This is a genomic window from Microbispora sp. CA-135349, assembly GCF_050947365.1.
Taxonomy (GTDB): Bacteria; Actinomycetota; Actinomycetes; order Streptosporangiales; family Streptosporangiaceae; genus Microbispora.
This window is the reverse complement of record NZ_CP192001.1, coordinates 1,348,398-1,366,727: the sequence shown is the minus strand read 5'-3', so window position 1 is coordinate 1,366,727 and position 18,330 is coordinate 1,348,398. Positions and strand designations below refer to the sequence as shown.

Genomic DNA, 18,330 nt, shown 5'->3' with positions numbered 1-18,330 from the left:
AGCAAACAGTGAAGCTGCTGGTTACTGGTGGAGCCGGGTACATCGGCAGCGTCGTGGCGGCGCAACTGCTGGAGGAGGGGCACGAGGTCACGGTGCTCGACGACCTGTCGACCGGGCACGCCGACGCGGTTCCGTCCGGGGCGTCGTTCGTGCAGGCGTCGGTCACCGAGGCGGGCGGCGTGCTGTCCGAGGGGTTCGACGCCGTGCTGCACTTCGCGGCCAAGTCGCTGGTGGGCGAGTCGGTCGAGAAGCCGGGGCTGTACTGGTCGCACAATCTCGGCGGCACGCTGGCGCTGCTCGACGCCATGCGGCAGGCCGGGGTGAACCGGATCGTGTTCTCCTCCACCGCCGCCACGTACGGCGAGCCGGAGCGCACACCCATCCTGGAGACCGACCCGACCCGCCCGGGCAACCCCTACGGCGCGTCCAAGCTCGCCGTGGACACCGCACTCACCGCCTTCGCCGGGCTGTACGGCCTCGGCGCGGTCAGCCTGCGCTACTTCAACGTGGCCGGGGCCTACGGCGAGTTCCGCGAGCGGCACACGGTCGAGACCCATCTGATCCCCAACGTCCTGAAGGTGGCCCTGGGCGAGCGCGAGTCGGTCAGCGTCTTCGGCACCGACTACCCCACTCCGGACGGCACCTGCGTCCGCGACTACGTCCACGTCGCCGACCTCGCCCGCGCGCACCTGCTCGCCCTGGACGCCTGCACCCCGGGCGAGCACCGGATCTACAACCTCGGCAGCGGCACGGGCTTCTCCGTCAAGGAGGTCGTGGACGTCTGCCGCGAGGTGACCGGGCACCCCATCCCGACCACCGTCGCGCCGCGCCGTCCCGGCGATCCGGCCGTCCTGGTGGCGTCGTCGGAGAAGATCCGGCGGGAGCTCGGCTGGAAGCCGGTCCACACCACGCTGCGGGACATGGTCGCCGACGCCTGGACCGCCGGCACGAAGTCCGCCTGACTTCGAACCCGCCGGGCCCCCTACCCGCCGTGACGTGACGCCGGTGTGAACGGGCGGCCCGGCAGGTGCGGCATCGCCAGGTCAGGCGCGGCGCAGGGCCACCCGCACGCTCGCCTTGTTGTTGGCCGGGCGGCGGTCGCCGTAGCGGCGCGAGTAGACGGTGGCCATCGTCGCCACGGCGTGCGAGGCCCGCGACGGCACCCGGAACACGAGTTCGAGCAGCCCGCGCGACCCCGACCTGATCGGCGGCAGCGAGCACCCCACGAACTGGCGGTTCCCCCGGCAGCGCCCGCCTCTGGCGGACAACAGCCGGGCCTCGCGCGGCTGGAAGAACACGTAGGCGTCCCGCACGACGCGCGGTCCCCGGTTGCGCACCTCCGCCCTGACCGAGAACCAGTTCCCCGGCCGGACGAACCTGGCCGAGGAGCGGAACCGCATCGCCAGGTCGGCCCCCTCGTCGACCCTGGTGACGGCCTCGGCCGTGTTGTCGGTGACGTCGCCGTCGAGCACCTCGGAGGTCAGGTCGGCCCGCGCCCGCAACGGGCCGTGCGCGCCCGGCGCGATCACCCCCGTGATCGTCATGTCGCCCGAACCGCCGGCCAGGACGTCGTCGGACGAGCGGCAGACGACCTGGTTGCGCGCCCGGCCGGGCTCGCACTCCGCCACGCCGACGTTGACGACCTGGAAGTCCTTGGGCAGCCTGACCCGCAGCGTCGGCAGCACGGCGTCCCCCGGGCCCTTGTTGTGCACGGTGACGTGATAGGTCAGCGGCTGCCCCGGCTGCGCCACCTTCGGCGAGGCGCTGATGGCGACCGCGAGGTCGGCCGTGCCCCACGGATTCTCCAACGGTTCCTTCACCGGCACCGGCCGGGGCGCCTCCCCGGTGAAGGCGAGCGCCGGTTGCGGCACTCCGGCGACGAACACACAGACCAAACCCGTGACGACCCTACGACCCACTGCCGCTCCCCCGAACGCTTGAGATCAATTCAACCGTGCCGGGCGGGCCCCGCGCACCGTCCGACACGCCGCGCGGAGCGTCGCCGAACCGCCGTCCCGCCCCGTCTCACGCCCGTCCCACGCTCGCCTCACGCTCGTCTCACGCCGCGACGAGGTCCTGTTGCGGCGCCGGCCTGTCGAGCCGCACGCCACCCCGGGGCAGCAGGGCGAGCGCGAGGAGGGCGACGACCGCGCCCACGACCCCCAGCCAGGGGATGACGGTCGCGGTCGCGGCGGCGTGAGCCGCGGGCAGGCCGTGCACGGGCGCCTCCCGCGTCACCACCGACGTGTACGCCGTGCCCGCGACCGCCAGCGCGACCGAGCCGCCGATCTGTCGGAAGAACGTCAGGTTCGCGCTGGCCGTGCCGATGTAACGCGGCGGTACGGCGGTCTGGATCGCCACGGTGAGACCGGACAGCATGGGCCCCATTCCGAGGCCGATCAACGCCATCCAGGTGACGAGCAGCGGGGTCGAGGTGCCGGCCTCGAGGTTCGCGCACAGCGCCGTACCCGCGACGAGGAAGAACGGCGCGATCACCAGCCAGGGCTTGTATCGGCGGGTACGCGAGATGAGGGCGCCGGTCACCGCGCTGCCCACGACCATCGCGAGCATCAGCGGGTAGATGTGCAGCCCCGACGAGGTCGCGCTCAGGCCGTGCGCCTCCTGGAAGTAGCGCGGCAGGAACACCACCCCGGCGTACATGCAGAACGCCGTGAAGAACGACGCGACGTTGACCAGCGAGTACGTGCCGTTCGCGAACAGGTGGAGCGGCACGATCGGCTCCGCGGCCCGCCGCTCGACGAGGACGAACACCACCAGCAGCGCGAGCGCCGCGCCGATCGGCCCGGCCACCGGCCCGCTCGTCCAGGTGTGGCCGTCGATTCCCTTCTCGGTCAGGCCGACGAGCAGGGCGCTGATCGCGGCGCTGAAGACGGCGATGCCGAGATAGTCGGGCCGCGCCCCGCCGTGCCCCGGCCGGTGCGGCAGCCGCCACACGATGATGGCCACGAGGACGGCGCCGATCGGGACGTTCACGTAGAAGGCCCAGCGCCAGCTCGCGTGGTCGGTGAACAGGCCGCCGAGGAACGGGCCCGCGATGTAACTCAACGCCATCACACCGCCGAGGGCGCCCTGCACCCGCCCGCTGCGCTCCGGCGGGAACAGGTCGATCACCAGCGCCAGCGACAACGGCAGCAGCGCGCCCGCGCCGAGCCCCTGCACGCCGCGGAAGGCGATGAGCTGCCCCATGCTCTGCGCCGCCCCGGACAGGATCGAGCCGAGCAGGAACAGGACCACCCCGACCAGCAGGAGCGGCTTTCGCCCGTACGCGTCGGAGAGCCGGCCGTAGAGCGGGACCGTGACGGTCGAGGTGAGGAGATAGGCGGTCACCACCCAGGTGTAGAGGCCGGTGCCGCCCAGTTCGGCGGTGATCCGCGGCAGCGCGGTGCCGACGATCGTCTGGTCGAGCATCGCCAGGAACATGCCGCCGAGCACGGCGAACAGAAGGAGTCCGTTTCTGGATCGCATATGTCGAAGGTGACATGTAAGAGCAGACATGTCAATCCAGAGGTATAGTGACGGACATGTCCCTGCGGATCGCTCTTCTCGGCCTGCTCCAGGCCTACGGCTCGGCGAGCGGCTACGACCTGGCCAAACGCTTCGAAAGGTCGGTGGCCCACGTCTGGCAGGCCGGGCACAGCCAGATCTATCCCGAGCTGTCGAAGATGGCCGCCGACGCCCTGGTGACGGTGGAGGCGGAGGGCGTACGGGGGCGCAAGATCTACTCGATCACCCCGGAGGGCCACGCGGAGTTGCGCGCCTGGCTGCTCGGACACGACCCCACGGGGCCGGCGCGCAGCGAGATGGCGCTGCAGGCGTTCCTCGTCCCGCTGCTCGGGCGCGAGGAGGCGCTGGTCGTCCTCAAGCGGATGCGCGAGCACGGGGAACGCAAGCTCGCCGAGTTGGAGGCCCTCCGGGCCGCCAAGCACGCGTCGTCCGTCCCCACGGGGACGGGCAGGGTCAGGTTCGGCGACCTCGCCCTGGATCTCGGCATCCGGCAGACCCGCACGGCACTCGAGTGGGCCGACGACGCGATCGCCGAGATCGAACGTCAGACCTGACTCTCGCCGCCCTGACTCTCGCCGCCCTGACTCTCGCCGCCCTGACTCTCGCCGCCCTGACTCTCGCCGCCCGGCCGCGTCACGACCGCGACGAGGGCCTCCGGAATCAGCGCGCCGGAATCAGCAGGGCGCGGCAGGGGAACCCGGAGCGCCCAGGCCGACAGAGACCGGCGGGGGCTCAGCGGCGGGGCTCGGCGGCATGCCTCGGGGGCGGGGCTCAGTCGCGGAGCTGGGCGGCGGGGCTCGGAGGCGGGCTCAGCGGCAGGCGAGCTTGGGCGGAGTGTCCCGCTCGGGGTCGAAGTCGACGTTGCCGAAGTGCTTGCGCAGCAGGTTTTGCATCGTGCCGTCGTCGTACATGCGGCTGATCGCGTCCTCCACCGCCCGGCAGGTCCGCGTGTCCTTACTGGGCAGGCCGACGGCATAGCGCTGATCGGTCAGCCGCAGGCCGAGCACCGACAGCTTCAGGCTCGCCACCCGGTTGGCGAAACCGGCGATGATGAGGTCGTCCCCCGGGACGGCGTCGACTTCGCCTCGCGTCAGCAGGTTCATGCACTGGGCGTAGTCGCCCACCGGGAACTGCTCGACGTCCACCTTGCCGGCGACGAACCGGGCGGTGGTGCTGCCGGCGGGCGCGCACATCCGGCGCCCGGCCAGGTCCTTCAGCTTCTTGATCCGCGAACCGGCGAGCACCAGCAGGTCGGCGTGCGCCGTGTAGTACGGCCCGGCGAAGGTGACGGCGTCGTCGCGGTTGTCGTCGTAGGAGTACGTCGCCACGACCATGTCCACCTCGCGGTCGGTGAGCGCGCGCACACGGTCGTTGACGCCGACCCTGCGGAAGGTGATCCCTGCCGCCGGGACATTGAGGCTCCTCGCGATGGACGTCGCGACGTCCACGTCGAACCCGCTGAACCCGCTCGCCTGCTCCAGACCGACCCCGGGCACGTCCCACCGCACGCCGATCGTCAGCCGCTTTGTCCGCAGCGCCTTCTCGTACACGGAGGCGTACGTCGTCGTCGACCGCGGGGAGCGCCCCGATGAGACGACGTCGCCGGTGCCGCCGTCCGCGGGCGCGCCACCGAACGCGAAGCCGGTTTTGGTGGCGATGATCGCGCCCGCGGCGGCCAGGACGGCGAGCACGGCGGCGAGCACGCCGACGAGAGGACCCTTCCGGCGGCGCCACAGCGGGCCCGGCCCGGACTCCGACGGCACATGCCCTGCCCCACCGTGGCCGGCAACACCGTGGCCGGCAACACCTGGCCCCGCCACACCCTGGCCAGGCCCAGACCCCGACGGCACATGCCCTGCCCCACCATGGCCGGCAACACCGTGGCCGGCAACACCGGGGCCGGCAACACCTGGCCCCGCCACACCCTGCCCTGGCCCGGGCCCCGCCACACCCTGGCCGGGCATACCGCGCCCCGCCGCATCCTGCCGAGGCGCCCCGGGCCCTCCGACGCCGGTGCGGGTCGCATGGGCCCTTACGGCGCCGTGACCGCCGTGGCCCGCACCGTGGAAAGGAACGCCACCAGACCTCGGGTCGGTGGGGCCGGAGGACGACGATGCCGCCCGGGACACCCCGGTCGGCGCCTCGTTTCCGGTCTGCCCGGCTGTCCCGGCCAGAGCCCCGGTCCCGGTTGCCATGCCGGTTCCGGTTGCCATGCCGGCCCCGGTTGCCATGCCGGTTCCGGTGCCTCCACGCGTCCCGCCCGCCGCCCCGGCGCCTCCACCGGTCCCGGTTGCCATGCCGCTCCCGGTGCGCGAGGAGCCCTCGCCCGGCACCCCGACACGGCGCGGACCCGTGCGGGTGAGGCGCGTGGCGTCCGGGTCGGCCGCGTGCGCGGCGCCCTCCGACAGCACGACCGTCGACGCGTCGCCCGACGCCACGCGGCCCAGCAGGCGCAGCAGGATCTGGTCGGCGGTCGGCCGCTCGTCCGGCGACTTGCGCAGGCACGCCCGGACCACCCCGCCGAGCGGTTCCGGCAGCATCCCGGTGTCGATGTCGTGATTGAGGATGCGGTTGAGCACGACCGCGATCGAGTTCCCGCCGAACACGACGGTGCCGGTCGCGGCGTACGCGATCGTGGAGGCCCAGGAGAACACGTCGGCCGGGGGTCCGACCTTGCCGCCGGAGATCTGTTCGGGCGCCATGTAGGCGGGTGTGCCGATCGCCCGGCTGGTGATCGTCGCGGTCGAGTCGAGGATGCGGGCGATGCCGAAATCCACCACCCGGGGGCCGTCCACGGCCAGCAGCACGTTGTCCGGCTTGAAGTCGCGGTGGACGATGCCCGCCTGGTGGATCGCGGTGAGCGCGGTGGCCGTGCCGACCGCCAGGCGCTCCAGATCCGCCCCGGTCAGCGGCCCGTTCTCCTCGACGGCCTCGCGCAACGACCGCCCGTCGATGAACTCGCTCGCGATGTACGGCGTGTCGCCTTCCAGGTCGGCAGCCAGGACCCGGACCGTGCAGAAGCTCGCCACCCGCTGGGCGGCGCGCAGTTCCCGTGCGAAGCGGGACCTGGCCGTCGCGTCGCCGGAGAACTTGACGTGCAGCAGCTTGACCGCCGCCCGCTCGCCGGCCTGATCCTGGCCGAAGTAGACCACGCCCTGTCCGCCCTCGCCGAGACGGCCGGACAGCACGAAGGGACCGAGCCTGGTCGGATCCCCCGGTTGCAACGGCGCGATCTGCGGCATCCCGTTCCCCACGATTCGGCAAAGTATCGGCCAGCAGAACTTTACGGCCCCCACGCAGCGGTTCCACGGCCCGATACAACGCCGTGACGTCAGGAAAGCGTGACAAAGCGACGAGCGGTCCCTACCGCGAGGTAACGGGAAAGGGGCCGCCCGGAACGTCTCCGGGGGCCCCTGCCGGGTGAAGCGGCGTTACAGCGCCATCTTCTTCTTGAGGTTCTCGTCGAGCGCCGCGAGGAAGTCCTGCGTGGTCAGCCACTCGGCGTCGCCGCCGACCAGGAGCGCGAGGTCCTTGGTCATCTGGCCGCCCTCGACGGTCTCGATGCAGACCTGCTCCAGCTTCTCGGCGAAGCCGATGACCTCGGGCTGGTTGTCGAGCTTGCCGCGGTGCTGCAGACCGCGGGTCCACGCGAAGATCGAGGCGATCGGGTTGGTGGACGTCGGCTTGCCCTGCTGGTGCTGGCGGTAGTGCCGGGTCACCGTGCCGTGCGCCGCCTCGGCCTCCACCGTACGGCCGTCGGGAGTCATGAGCACGCTGGTCATGAGGCCGAGCGAGCCGAAGCCCTGCGCCACCGTGTCCGACTGGACGTCGCCGTCGTAGTTCTTGCAGGCCCACACGTATCCGCCCTCCCACTTGAGGGAGGCGGCCACCATGTCGTCGATCAGGCGGTGCTCGTAGGTGATCCCGGCGGCCTCGAAGTCGGCCTTGAACTCGCTCTCGTACACCTCGGCGAAGATGTCCTTGAACCGGCCGTCGTACGCCTTGAGGATCGTGTTCTTGGTCGACAGGTAGACCGGGTAGCCGCGGCTGAGGCCGTACCGCATGGAGGCGCGGGCGAAGTCGCGGATCGACTCGTCCAGGTTGTACATCGCCAGGGCGACGCCGGCACCGGGGAAGTCGAAGACGTTGAGCTCGATCGGCTCGCTGCCGTCCTTCGGCGTGAACGTCAGCGTCAGCGTGCCCTCGCCGGGGATCTTCAGGTCGGTGGCGCGGTACTGGTCGCCGAAAGCGTGACGGCCGACGACGATCGGCTTGGTCCAGCCGGGCACGAGCCGCGGGATGTTCGACATGATGATCGGCTCGCGGAAGATGACGCCGCCGAGGATGTTACGGATCGTCCCGTTCGGGGACTTCCACATCTTCTTCAGGCCGAACTCCTCGACCCGGGCCTCGTCCGGCGTGATCGTCGCACACTTCACGCCCACGCCGTACTGCTTGATGGCGTTGGCGGCGTCGATCGTGACCTGGTCGTCGGTGGCGTCGCGGTGCTCAATGCCGAGGTCGTAGTACTTCAGGTCGACGTCGAGGTAGGGAAGGATCAGCTGGTCCTTGATGAACTGCCAGATGATCCGGGTCATCTCGTCGCCGTCGAGCTCGACGACCGGGCCCGCTACCTTGATCTTGGGCATGCGTGGGGTTCCCCTTCTGATTTAACTGGCCAGCACGTCCTTTTTGAGGCTTACTGGCCGTTGAGGCTATCGGACGGGTGTGGTAAGTCCGCGACGAGGTCGTGTCCCTACGAGTCGTGCAGCCGCAGCAGCATGAGCAGCGAGCCGATGACGAGCGCCGCGCCGAACGCCGCCAGCGTGAGCGCGTCCATCCGCCTGCTGCGCACCGCGAGCGCGCCCGCCCGCCGTTCGGAAACCGTCACCCGGACCAGGGATCCGGCGAGAAATCCGAATCCCATGATCGCACCGCCCGCGGGCGCCGGCACACCCAGGCCGATCGCGCACAGCCCGGCGGCGGCGACCACCGTCACCAGCAGGTACGGCCCCCAGGCCGTGCTCTCGCTCGTTCTCACATCTCTCCCAAACCTGCCACTGCGATACGCGGTGCGTTCCTTCCTGGTGCCCTTCCCGCCGATCCTTGCCCCGGGCAAAGCTCGTCGGTCGCCGCACTGTCACCGCTCGTCGATGGGCACCCACTTCTGGTCGCGCTCGCCGATGTACTCGCTGTCCGGCCGGATCAGCCGGTTGTCGGCGTGTTGCTCGATCACATGGGCGGTCCACCCGGACATCCGGCTGACCGAGAACACGGGCGTGAACAGGTCCGTCGGAATACCGAGATAGTGGTAGACGGTCGCCGCGTAGAAGTCCACGTTCGGATACAGGTGCTTGTCCGCGAAGACGACCTCCTCCATCTCCCGGGACATCCGGAAGTAGGTGTCGTCACCCGATGCCTCGGCGAGCTCCTGCGACATCCGCCGCAGGTGTGTCGCCCGGGGGTCCTCCGTCTTGTAGACGCGGTGCCCGAATCCCATGATCTTCTCGCCCGCCGCCAGCTTCTCCCGTACGGCCTGCGCGACACCGCGTGGGTCCAGCGCTTCCAGCGTACGCATGACCTGCTCGTTCGCACCTCCGTGGAGGGGGCCCTTGAGGGTGCCGACGGCGGCCACGATCGCCGAGTGCATGTCGGACAGCGTCGCCGCGCACACGCGGGCGGCGAAGGTGGAGGCGTTCATCGTGTGGTCGGCGTGCAGCACCAGGCAGGTGTCGAAGATCTCGACTTCGCGCCGCTCGGGGCGGCGGCCGGTTATCTGCAGCAGGAAGTTCGCCGCGGTGCTCAGCTCGGGATCCGGCTCGGGGATGTCCGCTCCCGTCCTGGCCGCGTGGTAGCGGGCGACGAGGACCGGCTGCTGCGCCGTGAGCCTGGCGGCCTTGCGGCGGTTGGCGTCGGCGGCGTTGGACTCCTTGTCCGGGTCGTCGGCGCCGGCCAGCGAGACCAGCGTGCGCAGCGCCTCCATTGGCGCCTGCTTCGCGGCGATCTCCAAGATGTGACTCTCGACGAGCGCGCCCAGCGTGCGGCCTTCGGTCAGTTCCGCGCCGTAGTCGGCGAGCTGCTCGCGGGTCGGCAGTGCACCACGCTGGAGCAGGTGGGCCACCTCTTCGAAGGTGACATGGCCGGCGAGGTCGTGGATGTCGTATCCACGATAGAAGAGACGGCCGGCCCTGCCGTCGATGTCGCTGAGCGCTGTGGAGGCGGCGACGACGTCGGCGAGACCTTTGGCGGGCTTGTCCTCCCGGGGGGTTCCACCCCCCGAGTCCCCCACGCTCGAGGAAGTCTGCTTCATAGTGTTTCCTCCGCTTATCTCCGCCCGAAGTCTACCCGTGAGCAGGTAAAGCGCCCCTCAAAGGTCCAGACCAATTTCAGGTTTGATTCTGCTCGCGGCAAAGGCGATTCCCCCTCGCCACGGGTGGGTAAGCCGCAGCTATAGGGAAAGTAACGGCGGGCTACCTGGGGAGGAACTGCCGTGGAGGGGCCGTTCATTCGGATCGAGGACAGCGGCGAGGTGGTGCCGCTGCGCCCCGACGTCACCACGATCGGCCGCGGCCGAGGCGTGGACATCCGGCTGGCGGATCCGAGCGTGTCACGGCTGCACGCCGAATTCGTCCGTCGCGGGCCCTACTTGTACGTCGTGGACCTGGGCCTGTCGCGCAACGGCACACGGGTGAACGGCAGGCCGATCGCCAGGAGGGTGCTGGACGACGGTGACGTCGTCTCCTTCGGAGCCGCTCGGGCCCGGGTCGGCGGGATCCCGCGCGAGGACCTCGCCCCCGAGGTCGAGTTGCGCCGCGCCGCCGCGCCGGAGCTCACACGCCGGGAGGTCGACGTGCTCACGTCGCTCTGTCGTCCCGCGTTGTCCGACGAGGCGTTCGTGGCGCCCGCGACGGCCCGGGAGATCGCCGACGACCTCGTCGTCACCGAGGCGGCGGTCAAGCAGCACCTGCTGCGGCTGTACCAGAAGTTCCGCATTCCGGAGGGCACCAACCGGCGCACCCGGCTCGCCAACGAGGTCGTCGCCCTCGGCCTGGTGCGGCCCACACCGGTCGTGCCGCCGCAGCGGGCTCCCGGACCGGCCGAGCCCGAACCACAGCCGCAGCCGCGCCCCGCGGGTCGCCGGGCCTCCTGACGCCACGCCGAGGTTCGGGGCCGTCCGAGCCTCGGCCGTGGAATGGAGCGTTCCGAAACCCGGCGCCGCCGGGACGTTCTCCGCCACGTGCCCATGTCCCGGCGGAGACGACCGATCCGGCGGAGCACCCCACCCGGCGATGCCCTGGTGGGGTGCCGGGCGCGGCCCGACTCGGCATGTCTTGAGCGACGCCGTGTCGCGCCAGGTGCCTGATGGGAGCGGCAGTGCCGCGCCCTCCGGTCGGCACGGCCGCACTGGGCAGGCGCGGCAAAGAGTGCCATCCTGCCGATCGTCGTCATGCCTCAGCGAATCACTCGTGCCAGCGCGTCGAGGAAGGCCTGCGGATTCCGCACCGCCACCAGATAGTGCTCGCCGCCCCGCCCGCCGAGCTCGACGGCCAGCATCCCCATCGGGACGTCGTACCCACCGCCCAGCAGGCGGGGTCTGCGGCCCGTGGCCGGCGGCTGGAGCATGATGTCGGCGACGGGCAGCGTGTGACGGCCCACCCGCAATGTCCGGGACGTCAGGGTGATCGTGTTGTACCGGCGCTTGCTCAGCGAGACCAGCCCGGGGATGGAGGCGATGCCGAAGAACAGCGGAGTCAGGACGGCCAGGGCATCGATGGACAGCTCCTCGTCACCCACGAACTCGTCCCAGAAGGACCAGATCAGGAGAGCGGCGCACATCGCCCAGGGCACCCCGAACCACAACTTCGGCTTCCCGGGACGATCGATATACACGATGTCGGCGTCAGACAACAGAAACCCTTCAAATCAGTGAGCGGCACCGTCGGCAACCCGCCAGTGGCCTCCGGCCGACACAAGGCATCAGGGATCGAGATGCAGTCGCATGTCCGAGGGCGGTTCACGACCGTGACAGCGTCACCCGTTGCCTTTCGAACCGTTCAGGAACGACATGACCCCAGAGAAGATCGCTCCGCCTACGGTCAGCCCGAGCGTGTTGGCGCCTTGCAGGAGAATGCCCAAGGCCAGATCGGTGGCGTCGGCGCCCGGCAGCACGACAATCCTGATCGCCGATTCAGCGCCGAACCCATCCTCCCGCACCACCGGGCCACGTGCGCTGTCACGCAACTCCTCCCGCCCCGCGTCGGTACACACGTAGGTGTAGTCGCGATCCCCCAGCCTGATCTCGATGCCTCGATCCTCTTTGCTCAAGGCACGCCGGTTCTGAGTGAGCCTTGCGGCTACTCCGCCCACCTCCAGTCGCGTCCGCGCGTCGACCGGGATGAAACCATACGAGGAATCCGGATGAGAGATCGACGCCTCCGGCAATCCCTGCGCGACGAGCGTGGCCTCCCGGGGGTAGTTGGTGATTCTCAGGCTCACCTCCCCGTACGGTCCCGCCGTGCCGACCATGAGACGAAAGGTTGCCTTTTCTCACGGCGGTTCATGGGCTTTTGCGGCAAGAGTTCGAACGTGAAACCCGACATGTCACCTCACCGTCCCACGGGCGCAGGGAGTTGATCGGCGCTGGGCAGAAGCTCGGTGATCAGATTCCAGACGCGTGGCATCTCGGTGAAGACCAATCGGAGTTCGCTGCCGGGCGTGACCGTCCCCGGCATGATCGGCTCGGCGGGGCGCTGCGCTACGAGTTCCACCGATAAACCAGAGATGTCACATCACCCTTTCGAAGCGAGCGAACAACTGATCCGCAAAGACGTGCCCCAGAGCCGAGGAGCGGACAAAAGCCGACACCAAAAGGTGGACGGCCTCCGCTCCCTGTGGATGACAGATGCTCCCGCCAGCAGCGGCGTCACACGTTGCCCTGCCCATTGTTGAATATCGACATGACGCTGGAGACGATCATTCCTGGCACAGTCAATTGAGTGGTGTCGGCAGCTTGCAGGACGATAGCCAGGGCCAGGTCGGTGGCGTCGGCTGCCGGCAGCGCGGCCATGACGATCCGCGACCCGCGGTATGGACCTCGTTGCCGCACTACCGCTCCACGTTCACTTTCTCGGAGTTCCTCCTCTCCGGCGTCCAGGCGGAGGTAGGTGTAATGTCGATCTCCCAAGCTGATGCCGTATCCACGGTCTTCCTTGCGCAACGCACGCCGTTTCTGACTGATGATGGCCCCAACTCCGCCGATAGTCAGTCGCGTCTGCACATCGACGGCGATCAATCCTTCCCCGGGATTGTCAGGATGAGAGATGGACCCTTGCGGCAGCCCCTCAGCGATGAGCGTCGCTTCCTCGGGATACCTGGTGATCCTCAACAGCACGTCCCCGTACGGTCCCGCCGTACCCGCGAGGAGCAGGAAGACGGTTTTCCGTTCGGCACCGGGCGGATTCTGGGGCACGAGTTCGAACGTGAAACCCGACATGTCACCTCACCGTCCCACAGGCGCAAAGAGTTGATCGGCGCCGGGCAGAAGCTCGCTGATCAGTTCCCATACGCGTGGCATCTCGGTGAAGACCAATCGGAGTTCGCTGCCGGGCGTGACCGTCCCCGGCATGATCGGCTCGGCGGGACGCTCACGTAGCCAGTAGCCGAGGGGACCGCAATCCAGCACCGTGATGCCGCGGATGTCGGTGCCCCTGCCCTCCCGGTTGTTCCATGCCACGGTCATCCGCCAGTTGCCGTTGAGCTGAAGCAGCAGGTGCGTGAAGACCGTCAACTCGGGGTCGGCGAGCCCACCCTCTGCGGCCAGCACCGCACGCAAGTGCTCGGCGGCCTCCCCCACGTCGTCGGTGCCCACTTCGGCGAGCGTCACGAACCCGGCGTCCATGACCCCGATCGTCGTGGTGACGACCGGAGCCACGGGCGGCTTGGCCTCCCTGTCGCGCAGGCCCACGGCCCGCGCCAGCGACCACACCAACGTTCTCAGGTCAGTACGGACGTACTCCGACTCGATCTCACCCGGCCACCCCTCGTACACGTAACAGGCGTCGTTGCCGATGACCGCACCATGGTTCGTCATCCCCTGGCCGCCGGTCATCTCGATTTGGACGAGCACGATCGGCTCGGCAAGGGCGTTCGCCAGGTCGGCGAGTTCGGGAATGACGGCATTGTCCTCATTGATCAGGCCAGCGGCCTGTAACTCGTTTCGAGCATCGATCAAATCGGCTGTGACCGGCGCGCCCTCATAGAAACAGCCCAGGACACCCAGATGTGCGGGACCGAGCCGAAATCGGTTACGTGCACTGTCGAAGGACGGCAATACTCGATCTCCCTGCGCTAGTCGAGCGGATTGAGGCTGGAAAAGACCTTCTTGGCTCCGTCACCGATCGCGTTGCCCACCTTCTTCGCACCGGCTTCGATATCGTCCCAATGTTCGACGACCTTCGCGCCGAGATAGACGGAACCCGTGATGACCGTAGCGCCGATGGTGACGGGATTAGGGCAGATCATCGCGGCAGTGAGAGAGGCGTTGAAACCCACCTCCGCGACATCCGCGATATAACCGGCGCCGTTCCGGCTGAAGGCGTCTCTGGGATCACCCTGCGAGATGACGTTCGCCGCACTGTAGCCCGTGGCGAAGACCTGTCCCGCGATGCCGGCCGTCCTCAGATAACCAGCGGTCCGGACGACAGTTCCCATCCGGGTCAGCGAGCCGGGCTCCACATTCAAGATTTTTGCAGCGGCCTCCATGTTCTTGGGATCCGCGGTGGCCTTCCAGACCTTGAGCAGGTTTGCCTCGCCGGATACTCGCACCTCGACGCCCGCATGAGTTGTGCCACCCAGCAGCTTCGCGAGCCGACTGTCACCAAAGGCGAGGTTGAGATGGTTGTTCAGGCGAGCGCCGGCGAGGGCCCTACCCGTTGTCACCACCTTGGCCGCGCCGTCCATCTCCATCTGATGAGGCAGGAGGGACACGAAATCGTGGTAGAGCCTGCTCTTCATGAAGAGCCGTTGGGTGAGACCAGCGAGGCCTGTCCCGGGTGCTGCGACCGATCTTGTGCGCGGCACTAGTTCTTTCGCCAGGGCGGTCGCCTTGCCGGGCAAAGTCCCACCCGACAGAGCGTTCTCCCCAGCCGGTACGGCTGCGTCAAGCATCGTGACGAGCGCTGGACGCAGCACGTGATTGTTGAACAGCACGCGACTTAGAGATATGGCCTGGGCGGTGACCACGGGGGCGGTCGCGGCGGCTCCTCGGACATCTCCCACGATCTTGAGGACATTGGCGACGGTCGCCTCGTGCGGCGTGAGGGCCGGGATGGCCTTGCTGATCGCGGCGGCTTCGAGTCGCTTCAAGTAGTCGTCCAGCGACTCACCGGGCTTGCGATGGAAATCTGTATTTCCCATTCGGTTGGCCCAGTCTGCGATCGAGTTGACGGAGATGAGAGTGCCGGGGTCGAGCTTGTCGCCATTCGCGGCGACTTCCAATGGGGGAAATCCCGCCCACACGAGCCCGGCGAACGGGTCACCGGTCTGCAATCGCCCGATCGCCGCCCGTTGCCGCAGGTCCTTGGCAGTGTCGCTGCCCCAGGTGGGCATTTCCCGCAGTGGAGTCACTATTTGGGACGCCTGCAAGGGCCAGGCACGCTTAAAAACCTCATCCGTCGACCGATTAAGGGCGTCCATAAGACCGGCCAGGCGCTCAAGTTCTTCGGGTTTGAATCTCCGCGCGATGCCTTCCCCCATGCGGCGCGAGCTTACCCGCAAGTTATGCTCCTATAAAGACTGAGGAAGGAGATAACGTGCCACCTCCGCCCGAAGTGCAGGAACTCGAGAACAGGGCCGCCAAACTCCAGGAATTAGCCGATGACGTGGAGAAACTGGCCGACCCGGTGCACGGCATGGCGGCGAAAATGGAGTGGTCGGGCCCGTTGACCGACCGGGTACGCGGCCAGATCGGCACCTGGAAGGGACGCTGTGGCACGGTGGCGGCCAACCTCCGCGAAGAGGCCGATCGACTGCGGCGCGAGGCCCGCGATCTGGCGAGCAAGCACAGCTGACTCTCGGCCCCGGTGACGCAGCGAGCCCGGCACGGGTTCGCGAACCGATAGCCGCCTCGGCCCCGCCGGAAGCCGTGAACCCGGAGGCCGTGAACAGCGCGTGGCCGCCGGGCCGTACGGGTCCGCGCGGTGATTCACGCCGAACCAAATCCGCGATCACCCACTCAAACGATACGTCCGGCAATCGACGAGGGGCGTTCCAATGCGCAAGGTTCTGATCACACTGGCAGCGGCGGCGGCGGTGAGCATCACCGCCGGAGGGCAGGCGATGGCGGCCACGACCGCCCTGCCCAAGGGCTTCCTGCTGGACGAGGCCAAGGTGGACGGCCCGCGCAGGCCCTGGGAGCACCTGAAGCTCACCGACAGCCGGAACAAGCCCCTCGAGGTGAACCCGTGCGATCGCAGAACCGCCCGCGACGGCCGCAGCGCGAGCCGTACGTTCACCTACACGGCGGAGACCGTCTACCGCAGCGAGCAGGTCGTGCTCTACCCGTCGGAGCGGGCCGCGAAGGCCGCGATGAGGTCCGTACGCGCCGATCTGGCCAAGTGCGGCACGGGAGGCAGCGGCCCGAGCCGTTACTCGTACAAGTGGAAGAGCACCGACGTCGGTGACGAGGCCCTCCGGGTCGGCGGCTTCTTCTTCGAGAACACCACCCGCTCCGTCATCGTCCGCAGGGGCAGCGCGGTGGCGGTCTACGTCAGGACCGGCGGGGCGACCAAGAGCCTCCCGGTCTCCCGGTTCCTTCCGCTCATCAAGGACGCCGAGACGATGGCCGCCAAGCTCTGCGACCTCCCCGGCGTCTGCCGGTAGGCCCGGCGCCCGCGCACGGGCAGGACCCGGCCGGGCGCGGGTCAGGCCGTTCTGCGGCTCCCCGGTCCACCGTCCGGCCCGGTGCTGTCGCCGGGGCCGCTGTCCGGCCCGGCGCTGCCGGCCACGACCGCGCCGGGCAGAGGACGGGGAACGGGGGCCCGCCGGCGGCGCCGCCGGAGCAGGGCGCTTCGCCAGCCGATGCTCGGCAGCGTGAGGAACGCCTCCGCCTGGAGCGCGGAGACACCGATGCGCGGCAGGTCGCGAGTGTTCGGGTAGACCAGGAACCTCGGCTCCCACATCGGCCGGAACTTGGCGTTGAAGCGGTACAGCGACTCGATCTGGAACCAGCGGGACAGGAAGACGAGGACGGCGCGCCAGGCGCGCAGCACCGGCCCCGCCCCGAGCCGCTCCCCCCGCGCCAGCGCGGAGCGGAACATCGCGAAGTTCAGCGACACCCTGGTCACGCCGAAGTCCGGCGCGGCCTGCAGCGCCCTGACGATCAGCAGTTCGTTGAGCCCGGGGTCGGCCTCGCGGTCGCGCCGCATGAGGTCGAGCGAGATGCCGTCGCGCCCCCAGGGCACGAAGTGCAGGACGGCCCGGATGTCCCCGCCCGACTGGTCGTCACCCTCCGGTGCCGCCGCCCGATGGGCCGTCACCACGAGGCAGTCGGCGTCGGCGGGGTCGCCGAACCGGCCGAGCGCCATGGAGAAGCCGCGCTCGGTCTCGGTGCCGCGCCAGTGGTCGGCGGCGGTGCGGATGCGCTCGCGCTCCGCCTCGCTCATGTCGCCGGCCCGCCGCACCCGGCAGGTGTAGCCGAGCCGCTCCACCCGGTTGACCATCTGGCGCACGTTGCGCATGGCCCGGCCCTCCAGCGTGAAGCCGGCCACCTCCACGACGGCCTCGTCGCCGATCTCCAGGGCGTCCAGGTCGCCCTCCCTGGTCCACACCTCGCCGCCGGTCTCGCTGCACCCGATGACGGCCGGGACCCACGCGTGCCGCCCGGCCTCCTCCAGGAACCGCCCGATCGCGCCGGGCCAGGCCTCCGGGTCGCCGATCGGGTCGCCGCTGGCCAGCATCACCCCCGCGACGACGCGGTAGGCCACGGCGGCCTTGCCGCTGGGTGAGAAGATCACGCTCTTGTCGCGACGGAGTGCGAAGTATCCGAGCGAGTCCTGCCGGCCGTACCGGTCGAGCAACCCGCGCAGGCGCTCCTCGTCGTCCTCGCTGAGCGCGGCGGCCGGTCGTTCCGGCCGCAGGGCGAGGTAGATCGTGGTCACGGCGGTGAGCACGCCGAGCCCGGCGAGCGAGAAGGACACCAGGTCGGCGACTCGCTCGGAGGTGTACGCCACCGGGCCGTCCAGGCCGACCAGGCCGAACACGACGTGCTGCATCTGGTCGCCGAAGCCCGGGTCGCCGACGACGGTCCTGGGGTGCGAGTCGACGATGACCCAGCCGAGGACCAGGTCGAACGCGCCGAGCACGAGCAGGTTCCACAGCGCGCGCCAGCGGGAGCGCGGGTCCGACAGGGCGTAGAACTCCCGCCGGTTGACGAGCAGCACCACGAACAGGAGCAGCGACACCGACGCGGCGATCGGGTGCCCCCAGCGCAGCCCCTCCAGCGCGGTGCCCACCGGCAGCAGCACCACGACCGCACGCCAGGCGCGAACCTTACGCCGCCTGAGGGCGTGGGCCAGCATGATCAGCAGGATTCCCACCACCAGCGACGCCGACAGGGCGAGCGTGGTGACGCTGCCCGGCAGGACGCTCGCGATCTCGCTGATCCGGCTTACCCGGAAACGCGGGAAAACGCCCTTGACGATGTCCAGAATCCCGATAAGCAGGGCGGCGTACGCTGCCGCTGCCGGAACCCATGGACGCGCCATTCCCCTGGGGGCGGTATCTGTCCGACGGCTCACGGAAGCAGAC

General features: G+C 69.4%; 18 protein-coding genes. 5 read left to right on the top strand and 13 right to left on the bottom strand.

Annotation, left to right across the window (positions count from 1 at the left end):
- The first annotated feature begins 8 nt into the window (after positions 1–8).
- Positions 9–962 carry a UDP-glucose 4-epimerase GalE gene (galE, locus tag ACQPZZ_RS06830; protein WP_432929944.1) on the top strand — a complete coding sequence of 318 codons (954 nt, stop codon included), beginning with the start codon at positions 9–11 and terminating at the stop codon, positions 960–962.
- Positions 963–1,043: 81 nt separating this feature from the next.
- Here the strand turns inward: galE and ACQPZZ_RS06825 are convergent, their stop codons facing one another.
- Positions 1,044–1,919, bottom strand: a complete 876-nt coding sequence (locus ACQPZZ_RS06825) for a CARDB domain-containing protein (RefSeq protein ID WP_363639436.1) — start codon at positions 1,917–1,919, stop codon at positions 1,044–1,046.
- Positions 1,920–2,058: 139 nt separating this feature from the next.
- Positions 2,059–3,486 (bottom strand): MDR family MFS transporter, encoded by a 1,428-nt coding sequence (locus ACQPZZ_RS06820; protein WP_432929942.1) that lies wholly within the window; start codon positions 3,484–3,486, stop codon positions 2,059–2,061.
- 56 nt (positions 3,487–3,542) lie between these two features.
- Between ACQPZZ_RS06820 and ACQPZZ_RS06815 the strand changes: the two genes are divergently transcribed.
- The gene (locus ACQPZZ_RS06815) at positions 3,543–4,079 is read left to right on the top strand and encodes a PadR family transcriptional regulator (RefSeq protein ID WP_432929940.1); all 537 of its coding nucleotides are present in this window, start codon (positions 3,543–3,545) and stop codon (positions 4,077–4,079) included.
- 255 nt (positions 4,080–4,334) lie between these two features.
- On the opposite strand, the gene ACQPZZ_RS06810 is transcribed toward ACQPZZ_RS06815, so the two are convergent.
- From ACQPZZ_RS06810 to ACQPZZ_RS06795, 4 genes are all read right to left on the bottom strand, one after another.
- Positions 4,335–6,779 (bottom strand): serine/threonine-protein kinase, encoded by a 2,445-nt coding sequence (locus ACQPZZ_RS06810; RefSeq protein ID WP_432929938.1) that lies wholly within the window; start codon positions 6,777–6,779, stop codon positions 4,335–4,337.
- A gap of 177 nt (positions 6,780–6,956) precedes the next feature.
- A complete protein-coding gene (locus tag ACQPZZ_RS06805) occupies positions 6,957–8,174 on the bottom strand; it encodes an NADP-dependent isocitrate dehydrogenase (RefSeq protein WP_363639428.1) in 1,218 nt (405 codons plus the stop codon).
- 107 nt (positions 8,175–8,281) lie between these two features.
- The gene (locus tag ACQPZZ_RS06800; protein ID WP_432929935.1) at positions 8,282–8,566 is read right to left on the bottom strand and encodes a DUF3017 domain-containing protein; all 285 of its coding nucleotides are present in this window, start codon (positions 8,564–8,566) and stop codon (positions 8,282–8,284) included.
- A gap of 99 nt (positions 8,567–8,665) precedes the next feature.
- Positions 8,666–9,835, bottom strand: coding sequence for a citrate/2-methylcitrate synthase (locus tag ACQPZZ_RS06795; protein WP_432929933.1), 1,170 nt, complete (start codon positions 9,833–9,835; stop codon positions 8,666–8,668).
- A gap of 180 nt (positions 9,836–10,015) precedes the next feature.
- On the opposite strand from ACQPZZ_RS06795, the gene ACQPZZ_RS06790 reads away from it, so the two are divergent.
- Positions 10,016–10,675: an FHA domain-containing protein gene (locus tag ACQPZZ_RS06790; protein ID WP_363639422.1), complete on the top strand. Its 660-nt coding sequence runs from the start codon at positions 10,016–10,018 to the stop codon at positions 10,673–10,675.
- Between the two features lie 302 nt (positions 10,676–10,977).
- Here the strand turns inward: ACQPZZ_RS06790 and ACQPZZ_RS06785 are convergent, their stop codons facing one another.
- The 6 genes from ACQPZZ_RS06785 to ACQPZZ_RS06760 form a co-directional block, all read right to left on the bottom strand.
- Positions 10,978–11,433 (bottom strand): hypothetical protein, encoded by a 456-nt coding sequence (locus tag ACQPZZ_RS06785; protein ID WP_432929930.1) that lies wholly within the window; start codon positions 11,431–11,433, stop codon positions 10,978–10,980.
- A 123-nt stretch (positions 11,434–11,556) separates the two neighbouring features.
- Positions 11,557–12,051: a hypothetical protein gene (locus ACQPZZ_RS06780; RefSeq protein WP_432929928.1), complete on the bottom strand. Its 495-nt coding sequence runs from the start codon at positions 12,049–12,051 to the stop codon at positions 11,557–11,559.
- Positions 12,052–12,131: 80 nt separating this feature from the next.
- Complete coding sequence (locus ACQPZZ_RS06775; RefSeq protein WP_432929926.1) at positions 12,132–12,293, bottom strand: hypothetical protein; 162 nt, start codon at positions 12,291–12,293, stop codon at positions 12,132–12,134.
- A 155-nt stretch (positions 12,294–12,448) separates the two neighbouring features.
- Positions 12,449–13,018 carry a hypothetical protein gene (locus tag ACQPZZ_RS06770; RefSeq protein WP_432929923.1) on the bottom strand — a complete coding sequence of 190 codons (570 nt, stop codon included), beginning with the start codon at positions 13,016–13,018 and terminating at the stop codon, positions 12,449–12,451.
- 6 nt (positions 13,019–13,024) lie between these two features.
- Positions 13,025–13,855, bottom strand: a complete 831-nt coding sequence (locus ACQPZZ_RS06765) for a hypothetical protein (RefSeq protein ID WP_432929921.1) — start codon at positions 13,853–13,855, stop codon at positions 13,025–13,027.
- 17 nt (positions 13,856–13,872) lie between these two features.
- On the bottom strand, positions 13,873–15,279 hold the full coding sequence (locus ACQPZZ_RS06760; RefSeq protein WP_432929919.1) for a hypothetical protein: 1,407 nt from the start codon (positions 15,277–15,279) through the stop codon (positions 13,873–13,875).
- A gap of 56 nt (positions 15,280–15,335) precedes the next feature.
- On the opposite strand from ACQPZZ_RS06760, the gene ACQPZZ_RS06755 reads away from it, so the two are divergent.
- Both ACQPZZ_RS06755 and ACQPZZ_RS06750 read left to right on the top strand, forming a co-directional pair.
- Positions 15,336–15,593, top strand: coding sequence for a hypothetical protein (locus ACQPZZ_RS06755; protein WP_432929917.1), 258 nt, complete (start codon positions 15,336–15,338; stop codon positions 15,591–15,593).
- Between the two features lie 202 nt (positions 15,594–15,795).
- Positions 15,796–16,404, top strand: a complete 609-nt coding sequence (locus ACQPZZ_RS06750; protein WP_432929915.1) for a hypothetical protein — start codon at positions 15,796–15,798, stop codon at positions 16,402–16,404.
- A 41-nt stretch (positions 16,405–16,445) separates the two neighbouring features.
- On the opposite strand, the gene ACQPZZ_RS06745 is transcribed toward ACQPZZ_RS06750, so the two are convergent.
- The gene (locus ACQPZZ_RS06745) at positions 16,446–18,287 is read right to left on the bottom strand and encodes a phosphatidylglycerol lysyltransferase domain-containing protein (RefSeq protein ID WP_432929913.1); all 1,842 of its coding nucleotides are present in this window, start codon (positions 18,285–18,287) and stop codon (positions 16,446–16,448) included.
- Between the last annotated feature and the right edge of the window lie 43 nt (positions 18,288–18,330).